Genomic DNA, 23,936 nt, shown 5'->3' with positions numbered 1-23,936 from the left:
CATGGTCCGGGACCCCCGGGCCATGAGGAGACGATGATGCCCACTCTGACACCGCCGCAGGACTGCCATTCGATGCGGGATCTGCGGGTTCAGATCGACAGGCTGGACCGCCAGCTGATCGGGATGCTGGTGAGGCGCGCAAGCTATATCGACCGCGCGTCTGAGCTGAAGCCGGGCGAGGGCCTGCCCGCCCGCATCCCGGACCGGGTCGAGGATGTGGTGCAAAAGGTGCGCGCCAGTTCGCAGGCGGCGGGGATGGACCCCGATTTGTCCGAAACGCTCTGGCGCATTCTGATTGACTGGTCGATTGCACGTGAGGAACGTGTGCTCGGCCCCGAGTAAAGACCGGGCGCGTTCTGCGCCCGTTTGGGTTTTGAAAGAAGGGACCAAAGGATGGTAGCGCAGGTTATCGACGGGAAGGCCTTTGCCGCCAAAGTGCGCGCGCAGGTGGCCGATCAGGTTGCAAAGCTGAAAGAGGAAAACGGCATCACCCCCGGCCTGGCCGTGGTTCTGGTGGGCGAGGATCCGGCCAGCCAGGTCTATGTCCGCTCGAAGGGCAAGATGACCGTCGAGGTCGGCATGAACTCGTATGAGCACAAGCTGGATGCGGAGACCTCGGAGGCAGAGCTGCTGGCGCTGATCGACAAACTGAACACCGACCCGGCGGTGCATGGCATTCTGGTCCAGTTGCCGCTGCCCAAACACCTGAACGAGGATCTGGTGATCAATTCGATCGATCCGGCGAAGGATGTGGACGGGTTCCATATCTCGAATGTGGGTCTTTTGGGCACTGGTCAGAAGTCGATGGTGCCCTGCACACCGCTGGGCTGCCTGATGATGCTGCGCGATCACCACGGTTCGCTGTCGGGCATGGATGCGGTTGTCATCGGTCGCTCGAACATCGTGGGCAAGCCGATGGCGCAGCTGCTGCTGGGGGACAGCTGCACCGTGACCATCGCGCATTCGCGCACCAAAGATCTGCCGGATGTGGTCCGCCGCGCCGATATCGTCGTGGCCGCTGTCGGCCGCCCCGAGATGGTGCCTGGCGACTGGATCAAGGAAGGCGCCACCGTGATCGACGTGGGCATCAACCGCATCGAGCGGGATGGCAAGACCAAGCTGGTCGGCGACGTCGACTATGCCAGCGCCGCTGAACGCGCCGGCGCCATCACCCCCGTCCCCGGCGGCGTCGGCCCCATGACCATCGCCTGCCTGCTGGCCAACACCCTCACCGCCTGCTGCCGCGCAAACAAACTCCCAGAACCAGAAGGTCTGACCGCCTGATACACGCGGGGCCGGATCGGACCCTTCGGACCGGCCCCCTTTTTTGGCAAGCAAAGCTCCAGCCAAATCGCCCCCTGACTGCATGGGCAAAGCACCCTGAATGGGTTTGACAGCCGAACAAATCGTGATATCCCTGTAATCCCAGCTGGTTACAGGTGAAGGCACTATTGTGTTTGACACATTCGGGGTGAGCTATGCTAATTCATGCACAAAAGCGGTATGACGTCTAAGATAAGTATAATCCTGAAGGCATTTTCACCGCAACGTGTGGTGGCAGGTTTGGTCTTTCTTCCTTTACTTGCATATGCGTTTCCACCCTTCCTTGATTCTGACCTGTCATTTGGACTGCGGCTTGTATTCTGGGCCGGAGTGATGGTCCTTGCTTTGACGGTTACCGGGCTTGCCAGAAAGCTGATGTGGAAGAACCCCGTTTTCCTGAATGTTCCGGCGAGGGATCTGGCATTTGTTTCTTTGACCTTGGCATTGTTCACGCCTTCACTTTGGATGTTGGCCTGGGTTCTTTTCACCTGTGGTGGATATATGGCGCCGGACGCCGAGAGGATTGTGGTTTATGGCGCTTTGTTCGCGACAGGCTTGATGCTTGTACAGCGCAACGATCTGAATGCCGCGGCAATTACTGAATCTGATCTTGAAAAACCACGACTTGTCAAACGCTTGCCACCCAGATTCAACGGGCAGATCTATCGCTTGACCGTTCGGGATCACAACGTGGATGTTGTCACCTCAGAAGGCACCTTCACGCTCCGGTCGCGTTTCACAGATGCGATTGCCGAAATGGAGCCTGTCCCGGGTCATTGCTCGCACCGTTCGCATTGGGTCACCGACGCATCCATTGTAAGTGTTGAAAGGGAAGGCAGTAAAACCTATCTGAAATTGATCAATGGTGATCTGGTTCCGGTCAGCCGGAAATACAAACCGATGCTGGAAATGGATGGCCTGATCTGAACCTATTGCGGCATTGGCAACATGTATGGACGCGGACCTGTGAGGATCGCTATCGCCTGCGATCCCATCAGTGCCGACAGCACTTGATCAGAGCTTCGAAGCCCCCCGGTAAAAGCGCCATAGGCCGGAAGTATCATGCGATGATCATTCAGCAGAAAAGCGGGGCGTGAAATATGACGCCCCTTGACCCTGATCCGGACTTTTGGATGGTAATGGCCAGAAACTTCGCCTCGCGCGGGATCCTGCGCGATATGACGGAAAACAAGCGGGCCACGGTGCCATTCGAACAGATGGGTTCCACCCAGCTCAATAGGACCGGGATCGTGGTTCCCCTCAATCCAGATCCACTGACGTCCGGACTGTAAGGTCGCGATCCTCAGCATCTCTGATTTTGGCAGCGCCCGGGCAGCTTCAAGATCGTCGAAGCTGTCGCCCAGACATACAATGGTTTTGGCCTTCGTTTGTCCTAGGTCATCTTTCAGGCGGTCCAGCGTTTCACGGCTGTCATAAGGCGGAAGTGAAGACCCACCACGCCGCGCGACGCGCTCGGATTTACCCAGATGCAAGTCCGACACGCACAGCAAGCTTTCGTCTGGCCACCAAAGCGCACCGGACGGCAATGCACACAGGCGCTGACCCGCAAAGGGAAACTCAAGTTCGTTCATGATACGTTCTTGGCCTGTTTCAGGGCCCGGCGCAAGCAGATCAAAGCTGTTCCAACCCCGCCGCTTGCAGCAGCCTCGCGCTTTCTTCCGCCAGAAGCCTTTCTTCGGCACTGCCTTTCACCGGCACTTTGCCAACCTCCAGAAACAGTGGCGCTGACAGGGGCGAGACACGCTCGAGCCGCACCAGATCAATCCTGTCGCCAATTCGGGCCAGCATTGTTTCGATCCGACCGAAATCGACAAGCCCACGCATGGCTTCCTCGCGGGTGATCTGCATCAATAGGTGATCGGGATCGTATTTCAGCAAGGTGTCATACAGGATATCGGACGAAAACGTAGCCTGCCGCCCGCTTTTGCGCTGCCCTGCCATGTTGCGTTCGATCAGACCGGCAATGGTGGCCGATGCACGAAACGTGCGCTTCATAACGGCGTTACCTGCCAGCCAGGTGTCAAGCCTGTCGCGCAGTGCATCGGGTTGAAGCAACGGACTGGGATCGGTAACCGCGTCCAGACCCCAGATCAGTGTGGCATAGTCCGTGGCGACAAAACCCAGCGGGGCCAGTCCGGTCTCCTCCATCCGTTTTGTCAGCAACAGGCCCAAAGTCTGTTGTGCATTTCGTCCGGCAAAGCCGTAGACGCAAAGATGTTCACGCCCGTCGCTGGGAAAGCTCTCGATGAGCAGCCGGTCACGCTGGGGCAGGCGGGACATCTGGCGCTGCAAATCCAGCCATTCAGACGTATGAGGGGGAAGCTGTGGCCAGTCAGTTTGGGCAAACATGTTCAGGATGCGGTCGCTAAGCTGCGTGGAGGTTGCGAATTTCGTGCCCGAAAAGGTCGCAATCTTTGGCTTTCGGTCTGCGCGCCGTGTGACTTCGACCACCATCTCGCGCAGTCCCTCATACCGCACGATTTGCCCACCGATCAGGAAGGTGTCGCCGGGCGTCAGCGAGGCAGCGAATGCTTCTTCTACTTCTCCCAGTGGCTTGCCGCCCCGGTTACGTTTCAGGCGAACCTTGAGCGTATCCGTGTCCTGAATCGTGCCCAGATTCATACGAATTCGCGATGCGGCGCGCGGGTCGCGCAGTTGCCATTGCCCGTCGGCGCCGTGTTGCAGCCTTTGCCAGCGATCATAGGCTCGCAGAGCATAGCCGCCGGTAGCACAGAAATTCAGGCAGGCGTCAAACTCGGCCCGCTTCAGCTGAGCGTAAGGCCCGGCGGATGTCATCTCGGCATAAAGATCATCGGCGTTAAACGGCCCGGCGCAGGCGGCAATCAGGATATGCTGGCACAAAACATCGCGCGGGCCACGGCCGCGGGGTTCCCCATCCAGCTCATGGGCTTTGGCGGCCTCTAGCGCGGCGACGCATTCGACCACTTCGAAGCGATTTGCAGGCACCAAAAGGGCTTTGGAAGGTGCGTTATAGCGGTGGTTGGCCCGTCCTATCCTTTGCACCAGCCGTTTGACGTTCTTGGGCGCGCCGATCTGGATCACCAGATCGACATCCCCCCAGTCGATGCCCAGATCCAGCGAACCGGTGCAGACGATGGCGCGCAAGTCACCTCGGACCATCGCCGCTTCGACCCGCTCGCGCTGCTGCCGGTCCAGACTGCCGTGATGGATGCCGATGGGCAGACCGTCATCATTGGCCAGCCACAGGTTGTGAAAGAATATCTCGGCCTGTGCGCGCGTATTGTGAAAGATCAATGTGGTCTTGTGCTGCTTGATCTGCTCCAGCACGGCTGGAATAGCATAAGCCGCGCCACCGCCAGACCAGGGCGGCATCTGCGACGTTTCCAGCATTCGGATATCCGGGTCCGGACCGGGGTCGGCCTGTACAATCTGGCAGGGATCAGGGTGGCGGGCCAGAAAGCGGGCAATCGCAACAGGATCTTCCACCGTCGCCGACAACCCGACGCGGCGCAGATCGGGATTGAGGCGTTGCAGGCGTGCCAGCGCCAGCATCAGCTGATCCCCGCGCTTGCTTTCAGCCAGTGCGTGGATTTCATCGACGATGATCCGCTGCACACCTTCAAACATACGCGGGGCATCCTCGTACGAGGTCAGCAACGCCAGACTTTCCGGCGTGGTCAACAGGATATGCGGTGGATCAGCCCTTTGGCGTTTCTTCTGCGTGGCTGAGGTGTCACCGGTTCGATCCTCGATCCTGACAGGCAGGCCGATCTCATCCACCGGGGTGCGCAGATTGCGTTTGATGTCGGCGGCCAGCGCCTTGAGCGGCGAGACATAGATCGTGTGCAATCCATTGTGGCCAGCATCCGCAAGTTCAGCCAGCGACGGCAGAAACCCGGCCATGGTTTTGCCGCCACCGGTGGGCGCAATCAGCAGTGTCGCCGGGCTGAATGCGCGGTCGAACATCTCTTGCTGATGCGGGTGGATGGACCAGCCTTTGGTGGAAAACCACGCGGCAATGCGTGCGGGAATCTGCGTCATGAACGCAGACTACCCGCCCCAGAGTGGTAATGGCACGGCGTTATTTGACGATTTTCTCGTCTTTGACGAACATGTTGGCCCAGGCCCGGTCGATCAGTTCGGGGCTCATCTGATAGGGGATGCCTTCGAACTCGCAGATCGAGATCATCTGGTCGATCAGAAAGATCGGTTGATAGTTGGCGTAGATGTTGTTGATGGTCGGGTATTTGACCTTCAGCAGATGCACCAGCGCCGCCTCATCCAGCGGCATCCCGCGTTTGCGCGCAACCATGGCGAAAATCTTCAGGAAGTTTTCCTGATTCGGGCCGTCGATCTTGATCTTGAAAAAGATTCGGCGCAGGGCCGCCTGGTCAAATATCTCGTTCGGGTGGAAGTTGGTCGAGAAGATGACCAGCGTATCAAACGGAACTTCGAATTTCTCACCCGATTGCAGGCCAAGGATATCCTTGTTCTCTTCCAGTGGAACAATCCAGCGGTTGACCAGCGCCTGCGGCGGTTCGGCCTGACGGCCAAGGTCGTCCACGATAAAGATGCCGCCCGTGGATTTCAGCTGCAGCGGTGCCTGATAGGTTCGCGCGGTAGGGTTATAAACCAGGTCCAGCATACTAAGCGACAGTTCACCGCCGGTGACAACGGTCGGGCGTTCACACTGTACATAGCGTGAGTCGAACCGTTTGCGGCGGCGCAGGCTGTTCGGGTCGTCGGCTTCCTGCTCGATCGCGGTGTGCACGATCGGGTCGTAGACCGTGATCACCTGCCCCGCATATTCGATGGCGTAGGGCACATAGACATTGTCCCCCAGCGCATCGCGAATGCCGTTCGAGATGGACGATTTACCGTTGCCCGGCGGACCATACATCAGGATCGACCGGCCTGCGCTGACTGCCGGGCCTAGATGATCCAGCAGGCTGTCGGGCAGAACCAGATGGCCCATGGCGTTGGTCAACTGGTCGCGCGTGACCTGAATGTTGCGGATCGATTGACGTTTGACTTGCTCGCGATAGACATCCAGCGGAACGGGCATCGCACCGAAATACTCGGACTGGCTGAGGGCATCCAGAGCGCGGGCCTTGCCGGCATCAGTCAGCTGATATCCCATCTCGTTGCCGCTGTTGGCGTTCAGCGTCCCCATTGCCTCAAGCAGCTTCTGCTCGCGTGCGATGTCGATCAGTTCCTGGGTCACAGCGCCAGGCAGACATATGGCCGCAGAAACTTCTGACACGGTGCTGGTGTTCTTGCGGAATATGGTCTTAAGCAAGATATCCCGCATCATCACCAGCGGAAGCTTCATTTCGCTTAACCCCTTCGGGGTAGGGGGGGCCATAACAGAGGAAGTCTGCATATTCATGCGCGGTGCTCGTTCGTCAAATTGTAACGCCAACTGCCCGAATAAGGGCGACTTGAAGGAAAAATGACCCAGCTTTGTGGCGGGACAAAGGCAGCGGCAAGGCGCGCTGATGATAGTTTACGAACCGAGAACAGTACCCAGAATCAGATACATGGCCAGCGAGCCACCCAGTGCGAACCCCATGGGGAACTGTTTGCCCCGATCCCAGCTTTCCCAATGTGGCGCAATGGTGCGCAACCTTGTGATTTTTGCCAAACGATGCGTGACCACGGCGGCCAGAATACAGGCGGTCAGAATAAGCAGCACCAGCTTTAGATCGCCAAGCCAGACAAATGGCGCGGACGCGGCAAGAAACTTAGCGTCGCCCGCGCCCATTGCCCCTGACGCGTTCAGAAGAATGCCGAAAATCAACACCACGGGGATATGCAGAAGGTGCCAGAAATAGATCGGCATCGACACATTGATCAGCAACAGATGACCGCTGACCGCGCCGGTGGACCAGGGCGGGATGGCAATCAGCCCGACCACGACAAAAATCAACGCCAGCGCAACAACTGCATGGTTCTTGATCCGCATCTCACGCATATCCGTGAAGGCCACGTAAAAGCAGATCGGCAGCACGAAGGGCAGGAACCATGCCGCCGCCGCAGCGGGGATTTGCATGTGTCAGGCCTCTTCAAGCGCACGAAGCGAGCGGACCGCTTCATCGAAGTGTTGCGGATGGGTGGCAATGGCCTCGCGGAACAGGTTTTTCGCGGTTTCTACGTCGCCCTGCTTGACCGCGGAAATACCCATCGTATTCAGCAGTAGCGCCCGTTCAACCTGGGTCATCGGCACCACTGGAAGGCTATAGTTGCCCTGCGCTGACCGGGCCAGCACCAGATTATTCTTGGCAGTGAACAAAGAGCTGTCCTGGCGGACTGCGTCGGTGAACAGGCGTTCGGCCTCGGCATACTGGCCACGGGTCAGTTTCGAATACCCCCAATTGTTCATTACGCTGCCCGGACGGGTGGTCAGCCCAACGGCCGTTTCATAGAAATGATCAGCCCGCTTCCACTCTTTCCGGGAATCCGCGACCACCGCCTCAAGGCGATAGCGTTTAAAGGTTTCGAACGTTGGGGGAACCGTATCCAGAACGGTTTTGGCCTGAGACCAGTCGCCATTTCGCACCAGCGCATCGGCGTACTCGACCTTGTCTGCGGCGTTCGTACCCTTCATTGTCGTCACGCGCTTCCACGCTGCTGCCGCTTCGGTGGTGCGTTTTGCGCGTCCCAGGGATATTGCCAACCCGCGCTGAAGATCGATGCGATCAGGGTTCTTGAGTGCGGCACCGTGAAAATAGGTCACTGCCTCATTCGGGTCGGCGGCACTCAACAACACATCGTTCAGGTTGGTTTCGTCAATAACGTTCACTTCCTGAAACGTCCGTTCCACTTTTTCCTCTTCGGATTCCTTTGCACAGGCCGAAAGGATCAGACCGCTGAAAACAACAGCCGGAATCAAGAATTGCTGGCGCATTTTTTGCGTCCTTTACTGCTCTTGCCTCGATTACTGGATTTTGCGTAGCGCGAATTGCCCGTCGCCAAGCTGCTCCAGTGTATATTCTTGTTGTTCTTGAGGGATATTATTAACAGGATTTTCCATTTTTGCGAGTGCTAAGCGCAGATTGTCGCGGATTGCGTCACTTTCGCCATTGTCCAGCGCGTAAGCCCGTTGAAAGACCTGCGCCGCTTCGGGGTGCTCCTGTTTCTCCATCAGCAGAACGCCCAGATTATTCCATGCAACAGGCCAATCCGGATCGCCTTCCACGGCACGGCGCAGCAATTTCTCGGCCTGCCCTAAACGCCGCAACCCAAGATTGGCCGTACCCAGAGAGGTCAAGACCTGTGTCGTCATACCCTGGTCCAGCGCGGCGCGGGTAAAAGTATCAAGCGCCAGTTCGTATTCACCGGCAGCCATCAGCCGGTTTCCGACCTCGATATTGTCTTCTGCTTGTCCCCTGGGATCAATTCCCGGCGCATCCAGACCCTTTGGTTTCAGGCCTTCTGTGCAAGAGGCCACCATGGCACAAACCACGGTGGCCTTAAGTATTCGGCGAAACCCGGATGGGAAGCACCAGAATTCAGCTTTCATAGGGTTTTATCCGCCCGCACGCCCGAAACTCGAAATGACATTCGCCGACGGGCCGACCAGAATGATCAGCAGTGGCGGAACTGTCAGCATCATTGTGACAAGAGTCATCTTCGTAGGCAACTTGTTCGCAGCCTCTTCGGCGCGCATAACGCGTTTGTCACGCATCTCTGAGGCGTAAACCCGCAATGCCTCGGCAATGGATGTGCCGAAAGTCGCTGACTGGATCATCACGGTGACGAATGAGTTTACGTCCTGTACGCCGCAGCGCACTCCGAAATCGCGCAATACAGTGTCTTTGTCCTTACCGGCTTTCATCTCGTGTGCGACGGTTTCGAATTCCTGAGCGATATCGGGGTAGGAGGATTTCATTTCACCGGACACGCGAACGATGGCCTGGTCCAGTGACTGTCCGGCCTCAACGCAGACCAGCATCAGGTCAAGCGTATCGGGAAAGCCTGCTGTAATTGCCTCTTTGCGTGCCTCGACCCGGCGCGTGATCCAGTATTTCGGGGCGAAATAACCAATTGCGGCTGGCACGAACACCCGGATCATCATTTGCTGGCCGGTGAATTCCTGACCGTTTGAAAGGACCGTAATCAGCAGAACACCGACAACGATACCAATGATACCTAGCGAAAACTGCGCAAAGTGAAAGAACCGGACCGCATCTTTTGACCGATATCCCGCCTGACGCAGCTTCAGCTCAACCGCCGAATACTCTTCTTCGTTTTTCGGCTCCAGAAAAGTCGCGAATTTCTCAAGCTGCTCATTTCGACTGGAGTTTCGCAGTTGCTCTTTCTTGCTTTTTTTTGTTGCCCGCGGGGCCGCATTCGACCGCTGAAGTTTTTTCAGAGGATCTTCCGGCTGGCTCATGATTAGTGAGACAGCGACAAGAACCATGATCAGGCCAAGTACACCCACCACGATAAGGGGGCCGAACTCACCCAGGTGTTGAGTCAGCAGATCATTGATGTTGGTCAGAAATTCCATTGTGCTGCCCTCAGACCTTGATGTTGGTGATGATCTTCATGACGATCAGGTTCAGTGTCAGCAAAATGCCGACAATGAAACAAGCAGGGATGAACCAGGGGTGATCCAACACTTCGTCATAATATCCTGGGTCCTTGACCAGGATGAAAATCAGACACGCAATTGGGAAGCCAGACAGGAACTTGCCTGACCACTGTGCTTCGGCCGTGATTGCCTTGACACGCCGGAACAGGCGGAACCGCGCACGGATCACCTGTGCCAATCCAGCCAGAATTTCGGCCAGGTTACCACCGGACTGCTGCTGAATACCCACAGCAACCGCGAGGAACCGCAAGTCCTGCATATCCAGACGTTCAGCCATATCCTTCAGCGCCTCGCCCACATCGCGACCATAGGCGCATTCATCCGCGATAACACCAAACTCGGTTCCCAGCGGATCCTGAACTTCGTTCGAAACAACCTGAATTGTCGAAACGAAAGGATTACCCACACGCAGCGAACGCACCATCAGCTCAACCGCGTCAGGCAGCTGCTCTTCGATCATTCCCATACGTTTCTTGGCCTTGTGGTTCACCCACGCGTAAACGCCGCCAATACCGATGGCGATTGAAATCGCGGCGCGCAGCGCTGTGTCTGTCGCGGTACCGATGCTCAGACCCACAAACGCCATGGCCGAGACCAGCGCCATGATCATGATCAGTTGACGGGGTGAAAACGCAATGGCGGCTTTTTGAGCCTTGTCAGCAAGCAGCGAATACAGAGGGATGCTCTGTGATTTCATGTGCTGCTGCATTTCCTTGCGCAGCTGCTCCAGAACCTGTTCGCGCCCGGCACCCTTTTCCAGCATGTCCAGACGCCGGTTGACCCGGCTGTTCAGACTGATGGATTTGCCGAACGCAACCAGATAGATGCCCTCGACCAGGGCAAGAACCCCCACAAAGATGGCGACATAGATGATCGCCTCCATAGGCAATTGCATACCCGGTTCTCCTACATTGTGGTTGGGTCGTAGATGGATGCGGGCAGATCAAAACCCCACAGACGGAAGCGTTCCGAATAGTGGCTGCGCACCCCAGTTGCCGTAAAGTGACCGATGATCTTGTTGTCAGGTGTCAGGCCAACACGTTGAAAACGAAAGATTTCCTGCATCGAAATCACGTCACCTTCCATACCGGTAATCTCGGTGATCGAGGTCATCCGGCGCGAACCATCCTGCAATCGGCTGGCCTGAACGATTAGGTTCACAGCGCTTGCGATCTGGCTGCGGACGGCCTTAATGGGCATTTCGATGCCGGCCATCGCGATCATGTTTTCCAAACGTGAAATCCCGTCACGGGCCGAGTTCGCGTGGATCGTGGTCATCGAACCGTCGTGACCAGTGTTCATGGCCTGCAACATGTCGATCACCTCGGCGCCGCGTGTCTCGCCGACGATGATGCGGTCAGGTCGCATACGCAGGGCGTTTTTCAGACAGTCGCGCGGGCTGACCTCACCTTTGCCTTCCACGTTAGGCGGTCGGCTTTCCATCCGGCCCACATGGGTTTGTTGCAGCTGAAGTTCCGCCGTATCCTCGATGGTCAGGATGCGTTCGGCATCGTCGATAAAGCTGGACAGAGCGTTGAGTGTGGTCGTTTTACCGGAACCGGTACCGCCCGACACGATGATATTAAGACGGGTTGATACGGCAGCCTGCAAATAGGCAGCCATTTCCTCGGTGAACGCACCGAAACTGACTAGATCATCAATACCCAGCTTGTCTTTTTTGAACTTACGAATCGAAACCAGAGACCCATCCACCGCGATAGGGGGCACCATCGCGTTGAATCGCGATCCATCGGCCAGTCGGGCGTCAACATAGGGGTTGGATTCATCAACACGACGGCCCACCGCAGACACGATCTTGTCGATGATCCGCATCAGGTGCTTTTCATCCTTGAACGTGATGTCGCTGATTTCCAGCTTACCGGCACGTTCCACGAATATCTGATGCGGTCCGTTGACCAGAATATCGTTGACCGTATCGTCCTGCAGCAGCGTCTCAAGCGGACCAAGACCCGTTACTTCGTCGTACAGTTCTTTGTTCAACTGCGATCGGTCATCGCGATTCAGAACGATGTTCCTGGTTTCCAGAACTTCGCTGGCGATTGCGCTGATTTCGGCTCGTAGCTCCGCTTCGGCTGCGGTCTCCAGAGCCGCCAGGTTCAGGTTCTCCAGCAACTCGCGATGCAGTTCGATCTTGATCTCACTCAACCGTTCCTTGCGTTTTCGATCACGATCGGCCCCGGCAACCTCGGCTGTTTTTTTCTGAGGTTTACGTACGACGGCCGTTGCTGCGGGGCTGGGGGCAGCTTGTGCGGCGGGTGCCGCCGTTTCGACCGGCTGCGCTGCCGCTTTAACGGGCTGCGCTGCTGGCTGTTTTTTATATCTTGAGAACACGGCGATCCCCCCTTGGGATGATGTTACGCAGCTTCAGCGCTGTTGCTGCCAAGGCTGTGAAGTGATTTCGCCAGCTTCGCGATTTCCCGGCGAAGCGGGTTCTTGGCGGCTGAATTGGCCAGCGGCAAACCATGGTCGCCACTTTGCATGACAGGCTTGCCCCCATCAGGCAGCAGCAGGTCAATTGAGATGCCAAGGCTTTCCCCCATGCGTTTCACGCGGCTTTTTCCATTCAGGTCGGTGAATTTTGGGGCCCGGTTCAGCGCAAAGCGCAGCTTGTTGAAGGGCAGTTCTTCGGCCTGCAACGCGCGCTTGAGGCGCAGGGCATTCTGAGCGGACCGCATGTCGAGTTCGATCATTGCAAAATACACATGTGCCGCCTGCAAGACCGTTTCCGACCACAAGACCAGCGTCTTGGGCATATCCACAACCACATAGTCGAAATGTGTGCGCGCCATGTCAATCACGCGCTGGATGTCTTCGGGGGTAATCAGGTCCAATGGCACCATGTCGGATGGCGCGGTCAGAACTTGCAGTTTTTCTTCATATGTTTGAAGGGCTTGCGAGAAAACCTCACTGTCCATCGAATCCGTGTCGGACAGCATTTCAAACACCGTCTCGCGACGCGCCAGGTCCAGATAGGTTGAAACCGTGCCGTATTGCAGATCCAGATCGATCAGACAGACGGACGGGGCATCCTTGTCCGATGCACAGGCCAGCTCCCAGGCCAGGTTCACCGCCAAAGTCGTGGAGCCCACGCCACCGGCAAGTCCCTGAACGACGAACAAAGCGCCTTCCTTTGATTCGCCATTTGCCAATGGAATAGCTGAGGCTTGCGCCATGACAACCGGATCGGGCTGCTTCATGCGTTCTACCGCTTCCTGCAATTCACCTTCCGGAAGCGGGTAGGGGACAAACTCGTCCGCGCCCTTGCGCAGCAGTTGGTGGAGCGAAGCAGGTGTGACGTCCTCGGCGATCAGGACGACCTTGATTTTCTTTTCCTTGGCCCGCGTGATGATTTCACCCATCAATGACAGGTTGTCTTCATCTTCCCCGTCGATTGCCAATGCAACGAATTCAAGCGCTTCGGCTTCTGGCTGGCTGAAAAAGGCCAGCGCTTCGGCAAAACCCAAGTCGCCCCAGCGCTCGCCCAGAATGGTTTCCATGTCTTCAATCAGAAGATCAAAATTCTGGACATCCCGGCTTATCGTGCAGGCCAGGATTGCAGAAGTTTCGTCTTGCGGCGTTGCGCTGGTCATAAACACTATCCTCGTCGTGAGGGCTCAGCATGTCATATGAACGAATTCCGCCAGATTGATGTGCTGTCGCCCCAATACGGTCAAATTTGGCCGCAGGTCACCCTATTGTTCACAATGTTGCTTTGAAGTTGGGCAAGAATTGGGCGCAAAAGAACCAATTGTAGGGAAATGGGCGACGATATCGCCCATTCTGATTGTATTATCCACCAGAGCTATCGACACTAGTTTGTCGTATCTGCTGAAGTCACGTCCTCAATCGCGCTCCTCCACGTCGCACTTTCAACATATTCGCGATAGATGACGTTGGCGTATTTACCGTCCAGCAGTTGCGGATGCCGATCAACAAAGCCCGAAACTTCGGTTACCGTCCTGCGGTTGCGGCGGTCGCGATTCGGTGTTGCGATCAACGGCTGCGCTTTTCCAAAAGATACAACGGCTTCAAGACGTGAACGCGAGATTCCTTGCCGTTCAAGGAATGCGACGACGGCCTGTGCACGGCGTAGCCCAAGGCTCTTGTTGTAGCTGATTGAACCTACGGCATCTGTATGTCCGTAAACCCGGAATCTGGCTTCGGGGAACTGTTTGATCCAGTCAGCCTGCTGCAACAGTATGCTTTGCGCTGATGCGTCCAGTTGCGAACTGTTGAAGGCAAAGTTCACCTGGCTGGGCACATCTGCGGCAAATCTGCGGCCGAGAATCTGAGCATAGGTCAATTCGCCGTTTTGAACCTGTATGTTGTTCAATGTCGCGTTTCCAAAGGTTCCGGCATCGATCTCGTATCCGGCCTCGCGCGCACATGCGGCAACGGCGACCGTAAGACCCAGTGTGATGATCCACTTCTGCATTGGTCCTATCCTCCTGATCAATCTAGGACGTAGCCGTACGAGCTGCCAAAATTCTGTTTGGCAACTTCGGATGCTCCGCCGGCTCCGGGACGCTGTGTACGAGCAACCCGACCATTCACGAACAGGTCAAATTCGCTGGGCGGTTTGACACGATCTGTGGGAAGGGCAAGTGCCTCGCCACGTGTCGGCGTTACCAGATGCGCTGTGACGATGACGACAAGTTCACTTTGATCACGCTGATAATCAGCGCTGCGGAACAGGGCCCCCAGAACCGGCACATCCCCTAGCCATGGGACTTGGTTGGCCTGATCCACAAAGCTGTCCTGAAGCAGTCCAGCGATGGCAAAGCTTTCCCCGTCGCGTAATTCTATTGTGGTCTTGGCTTGCCGCACGATAAAGCTGGGAACGGTGTCTCCATTGATAGTGAAGTTCGAGCCGGAGTCGATGCTCGAGACAGACGTGGCCATTTCCAGATTGATCAGGTCGCCGTCCACAACACGCGGAATGAAGTCCATTTCAACACCAAAGGCTTTGTACTCGATTCCCACGACACCATCATCCTGTGGCACCGGAATCGGAACCTCACCGCCTGCCAGGAACGTTGCTTCCTGTCCAGAAAGGGCCGAGAGATTGGGTTCGGCAAGGTTGCGAACAAGGCCCTTCGTCTCGAGAGCTTGCAGCAGCAAGTTGACCTGTGCTGATCCGACCCCGAAACCAAACAACAAGACACCATTTTCCACGGTGACAGGGGGAACAAGGTTCTGCGGATTGAAACCACCGACAAAATCAGTACCTGAAACTGAAAGCGTTGAAGAAAGCTGTTTTGCAACCGAGCGATTCATCTCGGCGAAGCGTACCTTCAGCATAACTTGCTGCACGCCACCCACGGACATCAGATTCGAAACACGTTCCGGCGCGTAGCGTTCAGCCAATTCAAGTGCGCGGGCCAGTTTGGCCGCGCTTGAAACCGTGCCGGACAGTACGATGCCATCATTGGCGGTGCGCACTTCGATCTGCTCGCTTGGCAGGATCTGACGCAGACGCTCTTTGAATTCGGTTACATCGGGCGAGACCCGGACACGTACGTTGGCCAGCAGATTTCCTGCGCCATCGAACAGTGTCAGCGTGGTCAGGCCAGGAGCCTTACCCAAAACATAGATTGTGCGATCCGAAAGAGAAGAGATATCCGCAATGCCTGCGTTGGCAATGCTGAGCTCTGCAAACGGTTGTTCGCTTTCCACAACGATCGCGCGGTTCATCGGAACTTCCAGCGTTTCCACCGTGCCCTTTTTTACTACGCGAAGGGTTTCAGCCCAGGCGGCATCGCCGACCGGGCCCATAACAAGCGACAACCCCAGCAGGGTTGCGCTGATCCAGGAACGTATTGTCATGTGACCTGCCTCTCCGATCACGCCTCGTTTTTTGGGTCTTTTGCCCTATGTGCTACGAGACTGCGCGAAATCCGAATTTATTGCAATAATCAATGGTTTCTGGAATTTTCCTTATGTGGAGAATTGGCAACAACAATAAGAAAAGAGCCGCATCAGGGATGCGGCTCCAATCTTGTAACACTCTGAATTGGCGTCAGTTTGTGCAGGGGATAGGCACGTTGACAATCTCGCCGCCGCGTCTGATGCGCGTCGTGCAAACCTGTTCAACTTCTTTTTCGGGTTCCGGTGCGGCTGCCGTAATTCCAAGCAGTTTGCGCTGATCCACCTCGATTGCCGACGCAACTGAGTCATCCTGCACACCAACAAGGGCCAGCGACAGGCGACCGGTGTTCTGCGCCTGCGCCAGCGCAGCAACCTGTTCCGGTGTGGCTGCGACCGTGACTGTGCGTGCAATCGTTGCGCTTGCGACGTCCGAACCAGCTGTCTGGTCGACGGCGATGAGCTGAACGTTGGTTTCGATCAGTTTGGTGATGCCGCCAGAATTCCCTTCTACCGTTCCGCTCGATCCGGTCCAGTAGATGTCGACATTATCGCCGGGGCGTAGGAATCCTGAAACACCAGAGGCCACGTCAACGCTGATCGCAAAGGCGCGCATACCTCTTTCAAGACGAGAGGTCAGACCGGCCGATTCGCCAGGCTGTGTGATCTTGACCTCCATGATCGCCTCATCCTTTTCCATAGTCCTCAGAACATAACGCTCATTGGCGCCTCTTTCGGGAAAGAGCACAGCGAGATCAGAGAATGTACCTTCGGGAATCGCGTTTTCCGGCCAGTCTACGGCGCGAATGTCTTCCTGCGTCAGGCGTTCACCGTATTTCAGCGCACGGTTTGAAACGTAAACAGTTACCGTTGGAACGACGTCGACTTTGGCATTGGCCAATGCTTCTTCTGCCGCTTGTTTCTGCCGCGCCAGTTCGCTTTGATAAGCCGCAATATAATTGCGCGCCATGTAAACGGCGCCCCCAGCCAGAGCAACGCCGACAATCAGGACAAGTCCGAATACCGCTCGCATACATGCACCTCTTTCTTATTTAGTCGGATACTAAGCGGCCAAAGAGCCACTTTGAAACAGCACAAGTGTTAAATGTAAATTGTGTCGAAATGTGGGACAAAAATGTCTTTCGGTTGGATTTCCCGCTCTTCAGGCGCTGAACTTGGAAACAATTTTTGCAAACCGGGCATACTCAGGGATGATCGAAGCAAAAAGCCACGCCCTGACCGGTCGTGGCAATATTGTTTTTTGTTGCTTGTGGTCCGGCACAAACCCCTGTCCCGCCAAAAGGTGATAGAGGTTTTAGTTGCCGCCCGCGGTTCCAGCCGTGGTTATACCAGCATTGGCATCGTTATTTGTACCTGTGCTTACGACGGCGGTACTCATTGCTTCGTTAACATTGCCACCCATGCCAGTTACACCGGCATCAATTACGCCATATGCTGCACCGGACAGTCCAATAACGGCGGCGGTGAGAACGACCCAGTCTACGGTAACAGCACCGGCCTCGTCCGACTTAAATATCTTTAAAAACTTGACCATAGTTGTCTCCCAGAGTGTCTTTCCTGAATTGTGCATCACGTTTGCACAGCACTGAGAAACTTTGGTGACGGAAATTGGGCTAAATATTGATTTTCTTCATATAAAAGAGAGTTTTCTGGCTGCACGGAACGTCCCTCTCCGCTCTGTTCAGGAATGAGGAATCGTGCGGTGAACGGTATTGAGTGGCCGACGATATTGCTGGTGAAGATTGCACCTATTCGACAACTGGCGCAAAGGGTGCGTTTGGCCAAACTCATTAGTGTGGAAAAAAGAAAAGCCGCGCCTGATCGGCGCGGCCTGACATCATTCTAAAGCAAACGCCTATTATTTGCTGGCACCTGCTGTGGTGATACCACCTTCGGCACCAGTGTTGTCGCCAGTGCCCAGCACTGCGGTGTTCAGGGCTTCGTTTACGCCGGTAGCCAGACCAGTCGCGCCGCCCTCGATTTGGTTGTATGCAACGGCTGCCAGGCCGATGACTGCTGCGGTCAGAACAACCCAGTCAACTGTTACTGCGCCGTCTTCGTCTTTGCGGAAGTTCTTGATGAACTTGATCATGTTACGTCCCTCCTAAAGGATCAAAAAGAGTTTAACAAACCTCGGCGTTCTTCAGAGCTTTCTCTCTCAGTCCGCTCATGTCCGTCTCGGTATGGATTAATGTTTGCCTGTTGTGCGTGGCAGGAATTGGGCCAAACACAGTTTTTTTTTCGTGCGGCTTAACTTTTTGGTCACTAAATGGGCAAAGCATTGTAAATAAAATAAAAAAAAAATTCTTTGATCCGCACCAAGAGCTCCACAGCGGTGCAAATTTACGCCAAATGAGGCGAAATTGCCCCAATTCGCTTTGTTTTTCTGGCTTTGGGCGAAGATTCGCGGTTCAAATCGCGTAAAAAGAATACATGAGGCAGGCACATGACTCTCCGGAACGCACTTCAATGCGCCGGTGTACTGGCGTTTCTACTATCTGGTGTCGCACCCGGGTATGCGACCGAGGTTGAGCCGCGCGGAGTTTACAAGCGGATCAAAGCGCCCAAGCCGGGTGAGCGTCCTCGCGTGACCATTCAGATCACACCCGAGGAACACGCGGCCAAGCCCTCAGCCCCCAGCACAGGGGTGGAGCTGGTGGTTCCAGAAATCATAGCAAGAACCAAAGTGGTTCAGCCCACAGTGCCGGGAATCGGTGCCGCGCCTGACCCTAAAGGGTCGTACAAGGCATTCTGGGACCGCATTTCACCGCACATTGATGAAGGCGGGGCCGGGCGGCTTGATGCTGCAATAAACGCGCTGGCGGCGACGAATGTAAGATCACCCCGGCTGCAATCGCTGCAAGACATAGCGAAAGAACGTGGGATCGAGATTTTGCGATCAACCGTGGGAACCAATGTGTCGCCAGCACTGGTGCTGGCTGTCATTTCGGTTGAATCGGCCGGTCGCGCGGATGCCGTCAGTTCGGCCGGTGCACAGGGTCTTATGCAGTTGATGCCGGCCACAGCTGCCCGCTTTGGAGTTAAGGACAGTCTGCAACCCTCGCAGAACATCGCCGGGGGTGTGAAATACCTCAACTGGCTGATGGAAGAGTTCGGAAATGATCCGATCTTGGTTCTGGCCGGTTACAACGCTGGTGAGGGGGCTGTACGTAAACACAGCGGCGTGCCGCCTTATGCCGAAACCCGAGACTATGTGCCCAAGGTTCTGGCCGCTTTCCAGATCGCGCGGGCTTTGTGCGCGACACCGCCGGATCTGATTTCAGATGGGTGCGTGTTCCAGACCTCAAACTGAAAAAGGCCCGCCTCGTTCCGGCGGGCCTTTTCTTTTGTTCAGCCGACGATTGTCGCTTCGGTCGCAGCGCGCATTTCGTCTTCACTGACACCTTCTGCCAGTTCAACGATCCTCAATCCGCCCTCGACCACGTCCAGAACGCCAAGATTGGTGATGATGCGATCCACGACGCCCTTGCCGGTCAGTGGCAGAGTGCATTCCTTCAGGACCTTGCTTTCACCGTGCTTGTTGGTGTGGTCCATAACCACGATCACGCGCCCAACGCCTGCAACCAGATCCATGGCACCGCCCATGCCTTTCACCAGCTTGCCAGGAATCATCCAGTTTGCCAGGTCGCCTTTCTCATCCACTTCCATGGCACCCAGGATCGCAGCAGCGATCTTGCCGCCCCGGATCATCGCAAAGGACGTAGCGCTGTCGAAATAGGCGGTGCGGGACAGTTCGGTGATTGTCTGTTTGCCCGCGTTGATCAGGTCCGGGTCTTCTTCACCCTCGTACGGGAAGGGACCCATACCCAGCATTCCGTTTTCGGATTGCAGAGTGATGTCCTTGTCGCCCACATAGTTCGCCACCAGCGTCGGAATACCGATGCCGAGGTTCACATACATGCCGTCGTCCAGTTCCTCTGCCGCGCGTGCGGCCATTTGATTGCGGTCCCAGGGCATTATGCGTCCTCCTTCTTGCGGGTGGTGCGCTGTTCGATGCGCTTTTCATGATCGCCCTGAATGATGCGATGCACATAGATGCCGGGCAGGTGGATCTTGTCCGGGTCCAGTGAGCCGCGCGGAACAATCTCTTCCACTTCGGCCACGCAGATCTTGCCGCAGGTGGCAGCGGGCACATTAAAGTTTCGGGCGGTCTTGCGGAACACCAGATTGCCAGTGTCGTCGGCTTTCCAGGCCTTGACGATGGCCAGATCGGCAAAGATACCTTCTTCAAGGATATAGGTCTCGCCGTTGAAATCTTTGTGCTCTTTCCCTTCCGCAATCACGGTACCGACACCTGTCTTGGTGTAGAACCCGGGAATACCGGCACCACCGGCGCGCATCCGTTCGGCCAGTGTTCCTTGCGGGTTGAATTCCAGTTCCAGCTCACCGCTCAGATACTGGCGCATGAATTCGGCGTTTTCGCCCACATACGAGCTGATCATCTTTTTGACCTGCTTGGTCTGCAATAGGATGCCGATACCGAAATCGTCCACACCGGCGTTATTCGACGCAAAGCTCAGGTCTTTGACGCCCGAATCCCTGATGGCAGCAAGCAACAGTTCGGGAATGCCGCACAGGCCAAACCCGCCCGCGGCAATCAGCATGCCATCCGTCAGCACCCCATCGAGTGCCTCGGCGGCATTGGCATAGACTTTCTTCATGGAAAACTCCCCCAATGACATGGTGATGGGCAGGTTGTGCCGCCACGTCATGGGGAAGTCAATGAAACCAGAAGGTTCAGGTATTTCTACGGTAGTTCAGCTTACAATAGTGTCAGTCGGCGATCAGGATTCCGCAGGCGATGCGCCCCCCGGCACCGCCAATGGGTTGGCTAATGTGATCGTCGCCAGCTTCGTGGATGATGAAAGTTGACCCGTCCGCATCCAGCAATGCGCTCCCGTCACCCTCAAGTGAAACAAGGTTTGTAAAGGCCTCCATCTCGCCCACACCATCCTGTCCCACATATAGATTGGGCAGATCGCCGGGCTCGGGGCCCTCAGGGTTCAGCAGCCCATGTGCGCCTTCAACTTTGCCAACATGGCCTTGGGCCGTCTTGAACCCTTCACCGGCCTCGCAGACACCGTGGCTGTGCAGGTGTAACCCATGTTTTCCCGGCGGCAGGTCTGTGACGCGTACGTGCAGCAGAACACCATTGGGCCCTTGCGTTGCCTTCGCCTGACCAATGACGTCGCCTTGCGCGTTGATGATTTCGGCTGTGGCAGATTTGACGTGATGCGCGGCCTGGCCCTGCGTGGCAGCCGCAACGCCTATCGCCGCAACAAGAATGGCGGTTCTGAACATGTCTCAACTCCTTTACTGAACAACGCAATCTTGTATCGCGTCAGTCCATAAACACGCAGGCCGGTTCCTTTATTCAGAAACCGGCCCGCGCGTTTGGTGGCATGTCCCGGTCAAACGTCCGGATTATTCAGCCGCTTTCTTTGCTGTCTTCTTCGCGGCTGCCTTCTTTTTGGGTGCAGCCTTTTTTTTGGTGCCTTTCTTGGATGCGCGCTCATTGACCAGTTCTATGGCCATTTCCTGCGTCAGCTCTTCGGGCTTGATGTCTTTCGGGATGGTCGCGTTGACCTTTTCCCATTTTACATATGGCCCGTACCGTCCGTCCAGAACCTGCATCGCGCCGCCGTCTGGATGCTCGCCCAGGTCTTTCAAAGCTTTTGCCGCGGCGCGCCCGCGTCCGCCGGGATTGGCCCGTTTCTCGGCCAAAAGCTCAACGGCGCGGTTCATACCGATTTCGAACACATCGTTTGGGTCTTTGAGATTGGCATAGACCGGCTTGGCTTCATCGGCCAGCTGATGCATCAGATAGGGGCCAAAACGCCCGAAGTTCGCTGTGATCATGCCGCCTTCGGGGTGTTCACCGATCTGACGGGGCAGGGACAGAAGCGTCAGCGCCTTGTCCAGATCCATGTCATCCTTGCTCCAGCCGCGTGGAAGAGAGGCGCGCGGCGGCTTCTTGTTCTCGGGCGTGGGTTCGCCTCGCTGGACATACGGCCCAAAGCGACCGGATTTCAGCCAGATCTCATCCCCGGCGTCTTCGCCCAGCAATTGTTCGTCGCCTTCCGCGCCTTCACCGGCGATGGGCCGTGTATAGTTGCACTCCGGATAATTGCCGCAGCCCACGAACCCGCCAGTGCGCGAGGTTTTCAGGTGCAATTGCCCCAAACCGCATTTCGGGCAGATGCGCGGGTCGGACCCGTCCTCACGCGGGGGGTAAAGCTGTGGCGCCAATGCTTCGTCCAGCTTGTCCAGCACTTCCGAGATGCGCAGTTCGGATGTTTCACCAATCGCTGCTGAGAAATCACGCCAGAACTTGCCCAGCAGATCCTTGTAGTCACGATCACCGGCGCTGACGTCATCCAGTTGCTCTTCCAGATTCGCGGTGAACTCGTAGCCAACATACTGGCGGAAGAAATTCAGCAGAAAGATAGTGACGATCCGGCCCTTTTCCTCGGGGATCAGCCGGTTCTTGTCCTTGCGCACATATTCGCGGTCCTGAATCGTGGTCACGATCGAGGCATAGGTCGACGGACGTCCGATCCCCAGCTCCTCCATCCGCTTGACCAAAGTGGCCTCGGTATAGCGCGGCGGCGGTTGCGTGTGATGCTGCAACGCCAGAACGGCTTCGTTTTCTGCCATGATTGCGGCTTTGTCCGACTCGCTGGTGGCCTTGGCAAACTGATCGCGCAACGTAGTTCTGGAGAAGCGCGCGGGGTCGCCCTGCATGATCTGCGGCAGGCGTTTTTCGTCATCATCGGCGACATCATCGCGGCCTTCCTCATAGACGCGCATGAATCCGTCGAACAATACCACCTGACCGGTGGCACGCAGACCGACCTGACCGTCGTCACTGCCAATCTCGACCGTGGTGCGCTCCAACCGTGCTGCCGCCATCTGGCAGGCAATTGTCCGTTTCCAGATCAGATCATAAAGCTTGCGCTGATCTTCATCCGTGACCTTCAGCGCCTTGGCATCACGCGTCATATCCGTGGGGCGGATACACTCGTGTGCTTCCTGCGCGTTTTTGGCCTTGTTTTTGTACATACGCGGGCTGTCCGGCACATACTCTGCACCGTATCGATCCGCGATGGTGTCGCGCGTTGCCGTCACGGCCTCGGGGGCCATGTCGATCCCGTCGGTTCGCATATAGGTAATGTATCCGGCCTCATAGAGGCGCTGCGCAACCTGCATTGCATGGCGCGCGCCCATGCCGAATTTGCGGCTGGCCTCCTGTTGCAGGGTCGAGGTCATGAACGGCGCGCTTGGGTTGCGCGCGGCGGGCTTGGCTTCGACCGAAGTCACACGCAGCGCGCGGCTGGTGACGGCCTGAACCGCCAGTTCGGCTTGTGTTGCGTTGGCCAGATCGTGCTTGTCCAGTTTCTTGCCCGCCAACGTGACCAGCCGCGCCTCATAGGTCTGACCACGCGGTGTCTCGAACAGGGCCCGAACCGACCAATACTCGACCGGCTTGAACGCTTCGATCTCCATCTCGCGCTCGACGATCAGGCGCAGACAGACCGATTGCACCCGACCTGCGGATTTTGCACCGGGCAGTTTGCGCCACAGAACCGGTGACAGGTTGAAGCCAACAAGGTAATCCAAGGCGCGGCGTGCCAGATACGCTTCGACCAGGGGCATATCGACGTCGCGCGGGTTCTTCATCGCCTCGGTCACCGCCTCTTTGGTGATGGCGTTGAAGGTCACCCGGCTGACCGGTGTATCTTTCTTGATCGAGCGGCGCTTGGTCAGGGCTTCCTGCAAATGCCAGCTGATCGCCTCGCCCTCACGATCAGGGTCAGTGGCGAGGATCAGCGCGTTGTCTTCTTTCAGCGCGTCGGCGATGGCCTTTACATGTTTGCGGCTGTCATTGCCCACTTCCCATGTCATGGAAAATCCATGGTCCGGATCGACCGATCCGTCCTTTGGCGGCAGGTCCCGCACATGGCCGTAAGAGGCCAGAACGGTGTAGTCAGGGCCGAGATATTTATTGATTGTTTTTGCTTTGGCCGGAGATTCTACAACAACTACGGGCATTTAAGGGGAAACCTCGCTCGACGAATTTGGCGCC

At 56.5% G+C, this 23,936-nt stretch carries 23 protein-coding genes; 4 read left to right on the top strand and 19 right to left on the bottom strand.

The window, feature by feature from the left end; translation table 11 throughout:
* The first annotated feature begins 36 nt into the window (after positions 1–36).
* The 3 genes from ACR0AM_RS09720 (at position 37) to ACR0AM_RS09710 (ending at position 2,250) form a co-directional block, all read left to right on the top strand.
* Positions 37–342, top strand: coding sequence for a chorismate mutase (locus tag ACR0AM_RS09720; protein WP_480473724.1), 306 nt, complete (start codon positions 37–39; stop codon positions 340–342).
* Positions 343–393: 51 nt separating this feature from the next.
* Positions 394–1,284, top strand: a complete 891-nt coding sequence (gene folD / locus ACR0AM_RS09715; RefSeq protein WP_209505538.1) for a bifunctional methylenetetrahydrofolate dehydrogenase/methenyltetrahydrofolate cyclohydrolase FolD — start codon at positions 394–396, stop codon at positions 1,282–1,284.
* Positions 1,285–1,656: 372 nt separating this feature from the next.
* Positions 1,657–2,250, top strand: a complete 594-nt coding sequence (locus tag ACR0AM_RS09710; protein WP_480622766.1) for a LytTR family DNA-binding domain-containing protein — start codon at positions 1,657–1,659, stop codon at positions 2,248–2,250.
* A 2-nt stretch (positions 2,251–2,252) separates the two neighbouring features.
* Here the strand turns inward: ACR0AM_RS09710 and pdeM are convergent, their stop codons facing one another.
* The 15 genes from pdeM to ACR0AM_RS09635 all read right to left on the bottom strand — a co-directional run bounded on the left by pdeM (position 2,253) and on the right by ACR0AM_RS09635 (position 17,921).
* Positions 2,253–2,915, bottom strand: a complete 663-nt coding sequence (gene pdeM, locus ACR0AM_RS09705) for a ligase-associated DNA damage response endonuclease PdeM (RefSeq protein ID WP_480622765.1) — start codon at positions 2,913–2,915, stop codon at positions 2,253–2,255.
* A 40-nt stretch (positions 2,916–2,955) separates the two neighbouring features.
* Positions 2,956–5,367 carry a ligase-associated DNA damage response DEXH box helicase gene (locus ACR0AM_RS09700; RefSeq protein ID WP_480622764.1) on the bottom strand — a complete coding sequence of 804 codons (2,412 nt, stop codon included), beginning with the start codon at positions 5,365–5,367 and terminating at the stop codon, positions 2,956–2,958.
* A gap of 40 nt (positions 5,368–5,407) precedes the next feature.
* Complete coding sequence (locus ACR0AM_RS09695; RefSeq protein ID WP_480473719.1) at positions 5,408–6,715, bottom strand: ATPase; 1,308 nt, start codon at positions 6,713–6,715, stop codon at positions 5,408–5,410.
* Positions 6,716–6,832: 117 nt separating this feature from the next.
* Positions 6,833–7,378 (bottom strand): prepilin peptidase, encoded by a 546-nt coding sequence (locus ACR0AM_RS09690; protein ID WP_480518835.1) that lies wholly within the window; start codon positions 7,376–7,378, stop codon positions 6,833–6,835.
* 3 nt (positions 7,379–7,381) lie between these two features.
* Entirely contained in the window at positions 7,382–8,233 is an 852-nt protein-coding gene (locus ACR0AM_RS09685; protein ID WP_480473717.1) for a tetratricopeptide repeat protein, read from the bottom strand.
* Positions 8,234–8,263: 30 nt separating this feature from the next.
* Positions 8,264–8,848 carry a tetratricopeptide repeat protein gene (locus tag ACR0AM_RS09680; protein ID WP_480622763.1) on the bottom strand — a complete coding sequence of 195 codons (585 nt, stop codon included), beginning with the start codon at positions 8,846–8,848 and terminating at the stop codon, positions 8,264–8,266.
* Between the two features lie 6 nt (positions 8,849–8,854).
* Entirely contained in the window at positions 8,855–9,838 is a 984-nt protein-coding gene (locus ACR0AM_RS09675) for a type II secretion system F family protein (protein WP_480507740.1), read from the bottom strand.
* Between the two features lie 10 nt (positions 9,839–9,848).
* Positions 9,849–10,817 (bottom strand): type II secretion system F family protein, encoded by a 969-nt coding sequence (locus tag ACR0AM_RS09670; RefSeq protein WP_480473714.1) that lies wholly within the window; start codon positions 10,815–10,817, stop codon positions 9,849–9,851.
* An 11-nt stretch (positions 10,818–10,828) separates the two neighbouring features.
* Positions 10,829–12,274, bottom strand: a complete 1,446-nt coding sequence (locus ACR0AM_RS09665; RefSeq protein ID WP_480473713.1) for a TadA family conjugal transfer-associated ATPase — start codon at positions 12,272–12,274, stop codon at positions 10,829–10,831.
* Positions 12,275–12,297: 23 nt separating this feature from the next.
* Positions 12,298–13,533: a CpaE/TadZ family protein gene (locus ACR0AM_RS09660; RefSeq protein ID WP_480622762.1), complete on the bottom strand. Its 1,236-nt coding sequence runs from the start codon at positions 13,531–13,533 to the stop codon at positions 12,298–12,300.
* Between the two features lie 221 nt (positions 13,534–13,754).
* Positions 13,755–14,378: an OmpA family protein gene (locus ACR0AM_RS09655; protein ID WP_480473711.1), complete on the bottom strand. Its 624-nt coding sequence runs from the start codon at positions 14,376–14,378 to the stop codon at positions 13,755–13,757.
* 17 nt (positions 14,379–14,395) lie between these two features.
* Complete coding sequence (locus ACR0AM_RS09650; protein ID WP_480473710.1) at positions 14,396–15,769, bottom strand: type II and III secretion system protein family protein; 1,374 nt, start codon at positions 15,767–15,769, stop codon at positions 14,396–14,398.
* Between the two features lie 193 nt (positions 15,770–15,962).
* The gene (gene cpaB, locus ACR0AM_RS09645; protein ID WP_480473709.1) at positions 15,963–16,841 is read right to left on the bottom strand and encodes a Flp pilus assembly protein CpaB; all 879 of its coding nucleotides are present in this window, start codon (positions 16,839–16,841) and stop codon (positions 15,963–15,965) included.
* A 282-nt stretch (positions 16,842–17,123) separates the two neighbouring features.
* On the bottom strand, positions 17,124–17,363 hold the full coding sequence (locus ACR0AM_RS09640) for a hypothetical protein (protein WP_480473708.1): 240 nt from the start codon (positions 17,361–17,363) through the stop codon (positions 17,124–17,126).
* Positions 17,364–17,687: 324 nt separating this feature from the next.
* Positions 17,688–17,921, bottom strand: coding sequence for a Flp family type IVb pilin (locus tag ACR0AM_RS09635; protein WP_480622761.1), 234 nt, complete (start codon positions 17,919–17,921; stop codon positions 17,688–17,690).
* A 354-nt stretch (positions 17,922–18,275) separates the two neighbouring features.
* Between ACR0AM_RS09635 and ACR0AM_RS09630 the strand changes: the two genes are divergently transcribed.
* Entirely contained in the window at positions 18,276–19,142 is an 867-nt protein-coding gene (locus ACR0AM_RS09630; protein WP_480518854.1) for a lytic transglycosylase domain-containing protein, read from the top strand.
* 38 nt (positions 19,143–19,180) lie between these two features.
* Here the strand turns inward: ACR0AM_RS09630 and ACR0AM_RS09625 are convergent, their stop codons facing one another.
* The 4 genes from ACR0AM_RS09625 to topA form a co-directional block, all read right to left on the bottom strand.
* Positions 19,181–19,807, bottom strand: coding sequence for a 3-oxoacid CoA-transferase subunit B (locus tag ACR0AM_RS09625; protein ID WP_480473704.1), 627 nt, complete (start codon positions 19,805–19,807; stop codon positions 19,181–19,183).
* Positions 19,807–20,511 (bottom strand): CoA transferase subunit A, encoded by a 705-nt coding sequence (locus ACR0AM_RS09620; protein ID WP_209505579.1) that lies wholly within the window; start codon positions 20,509–20,511, stop codon positions 19,807–19,809. The genes ACR0AM_RS09625 and ACR0AM_RS09620 overlap by 1 nt, the downstream gene beginning before the upstream one ends.
* A gap of 112 nt (positions 20,512–20,623) precedes the next feature.
* On the bottom strand, positions 20,624–21,151 hold the full coding sequence (locus ACR0AM_RS09615; protein ID WP_480554473.1) for a superoxide dismutase family protein: 528 nt from the start codon (positions 21,149–21,151) through the stop codon (positions 20,624–20,626).
* A 123-nt stretch (positions 21,152–21,274) separates the two neighbouring features.
* Complete coding sequence (gene topA, locus ACR0AM_RS09610; protein WP_480622760.1) at positions 21,275–23,902, bottom strand: type I DNA topoisomerase; 2,628 nt, start codon at positions 23,900–23,902, stop codon at positions 21,275–21,277.
* Positions 23,903–23,936: the final 34 nt, after the last annotated feature.

It is taken from the genome of Ruegeria sp. AD9 (assembly GCF_056542305.1).
The sequence above is the reverse complement of the archived record's forward strand: the minus strand, read 5'-3'. Positions and strand labels throughout refer to the sequence as shown.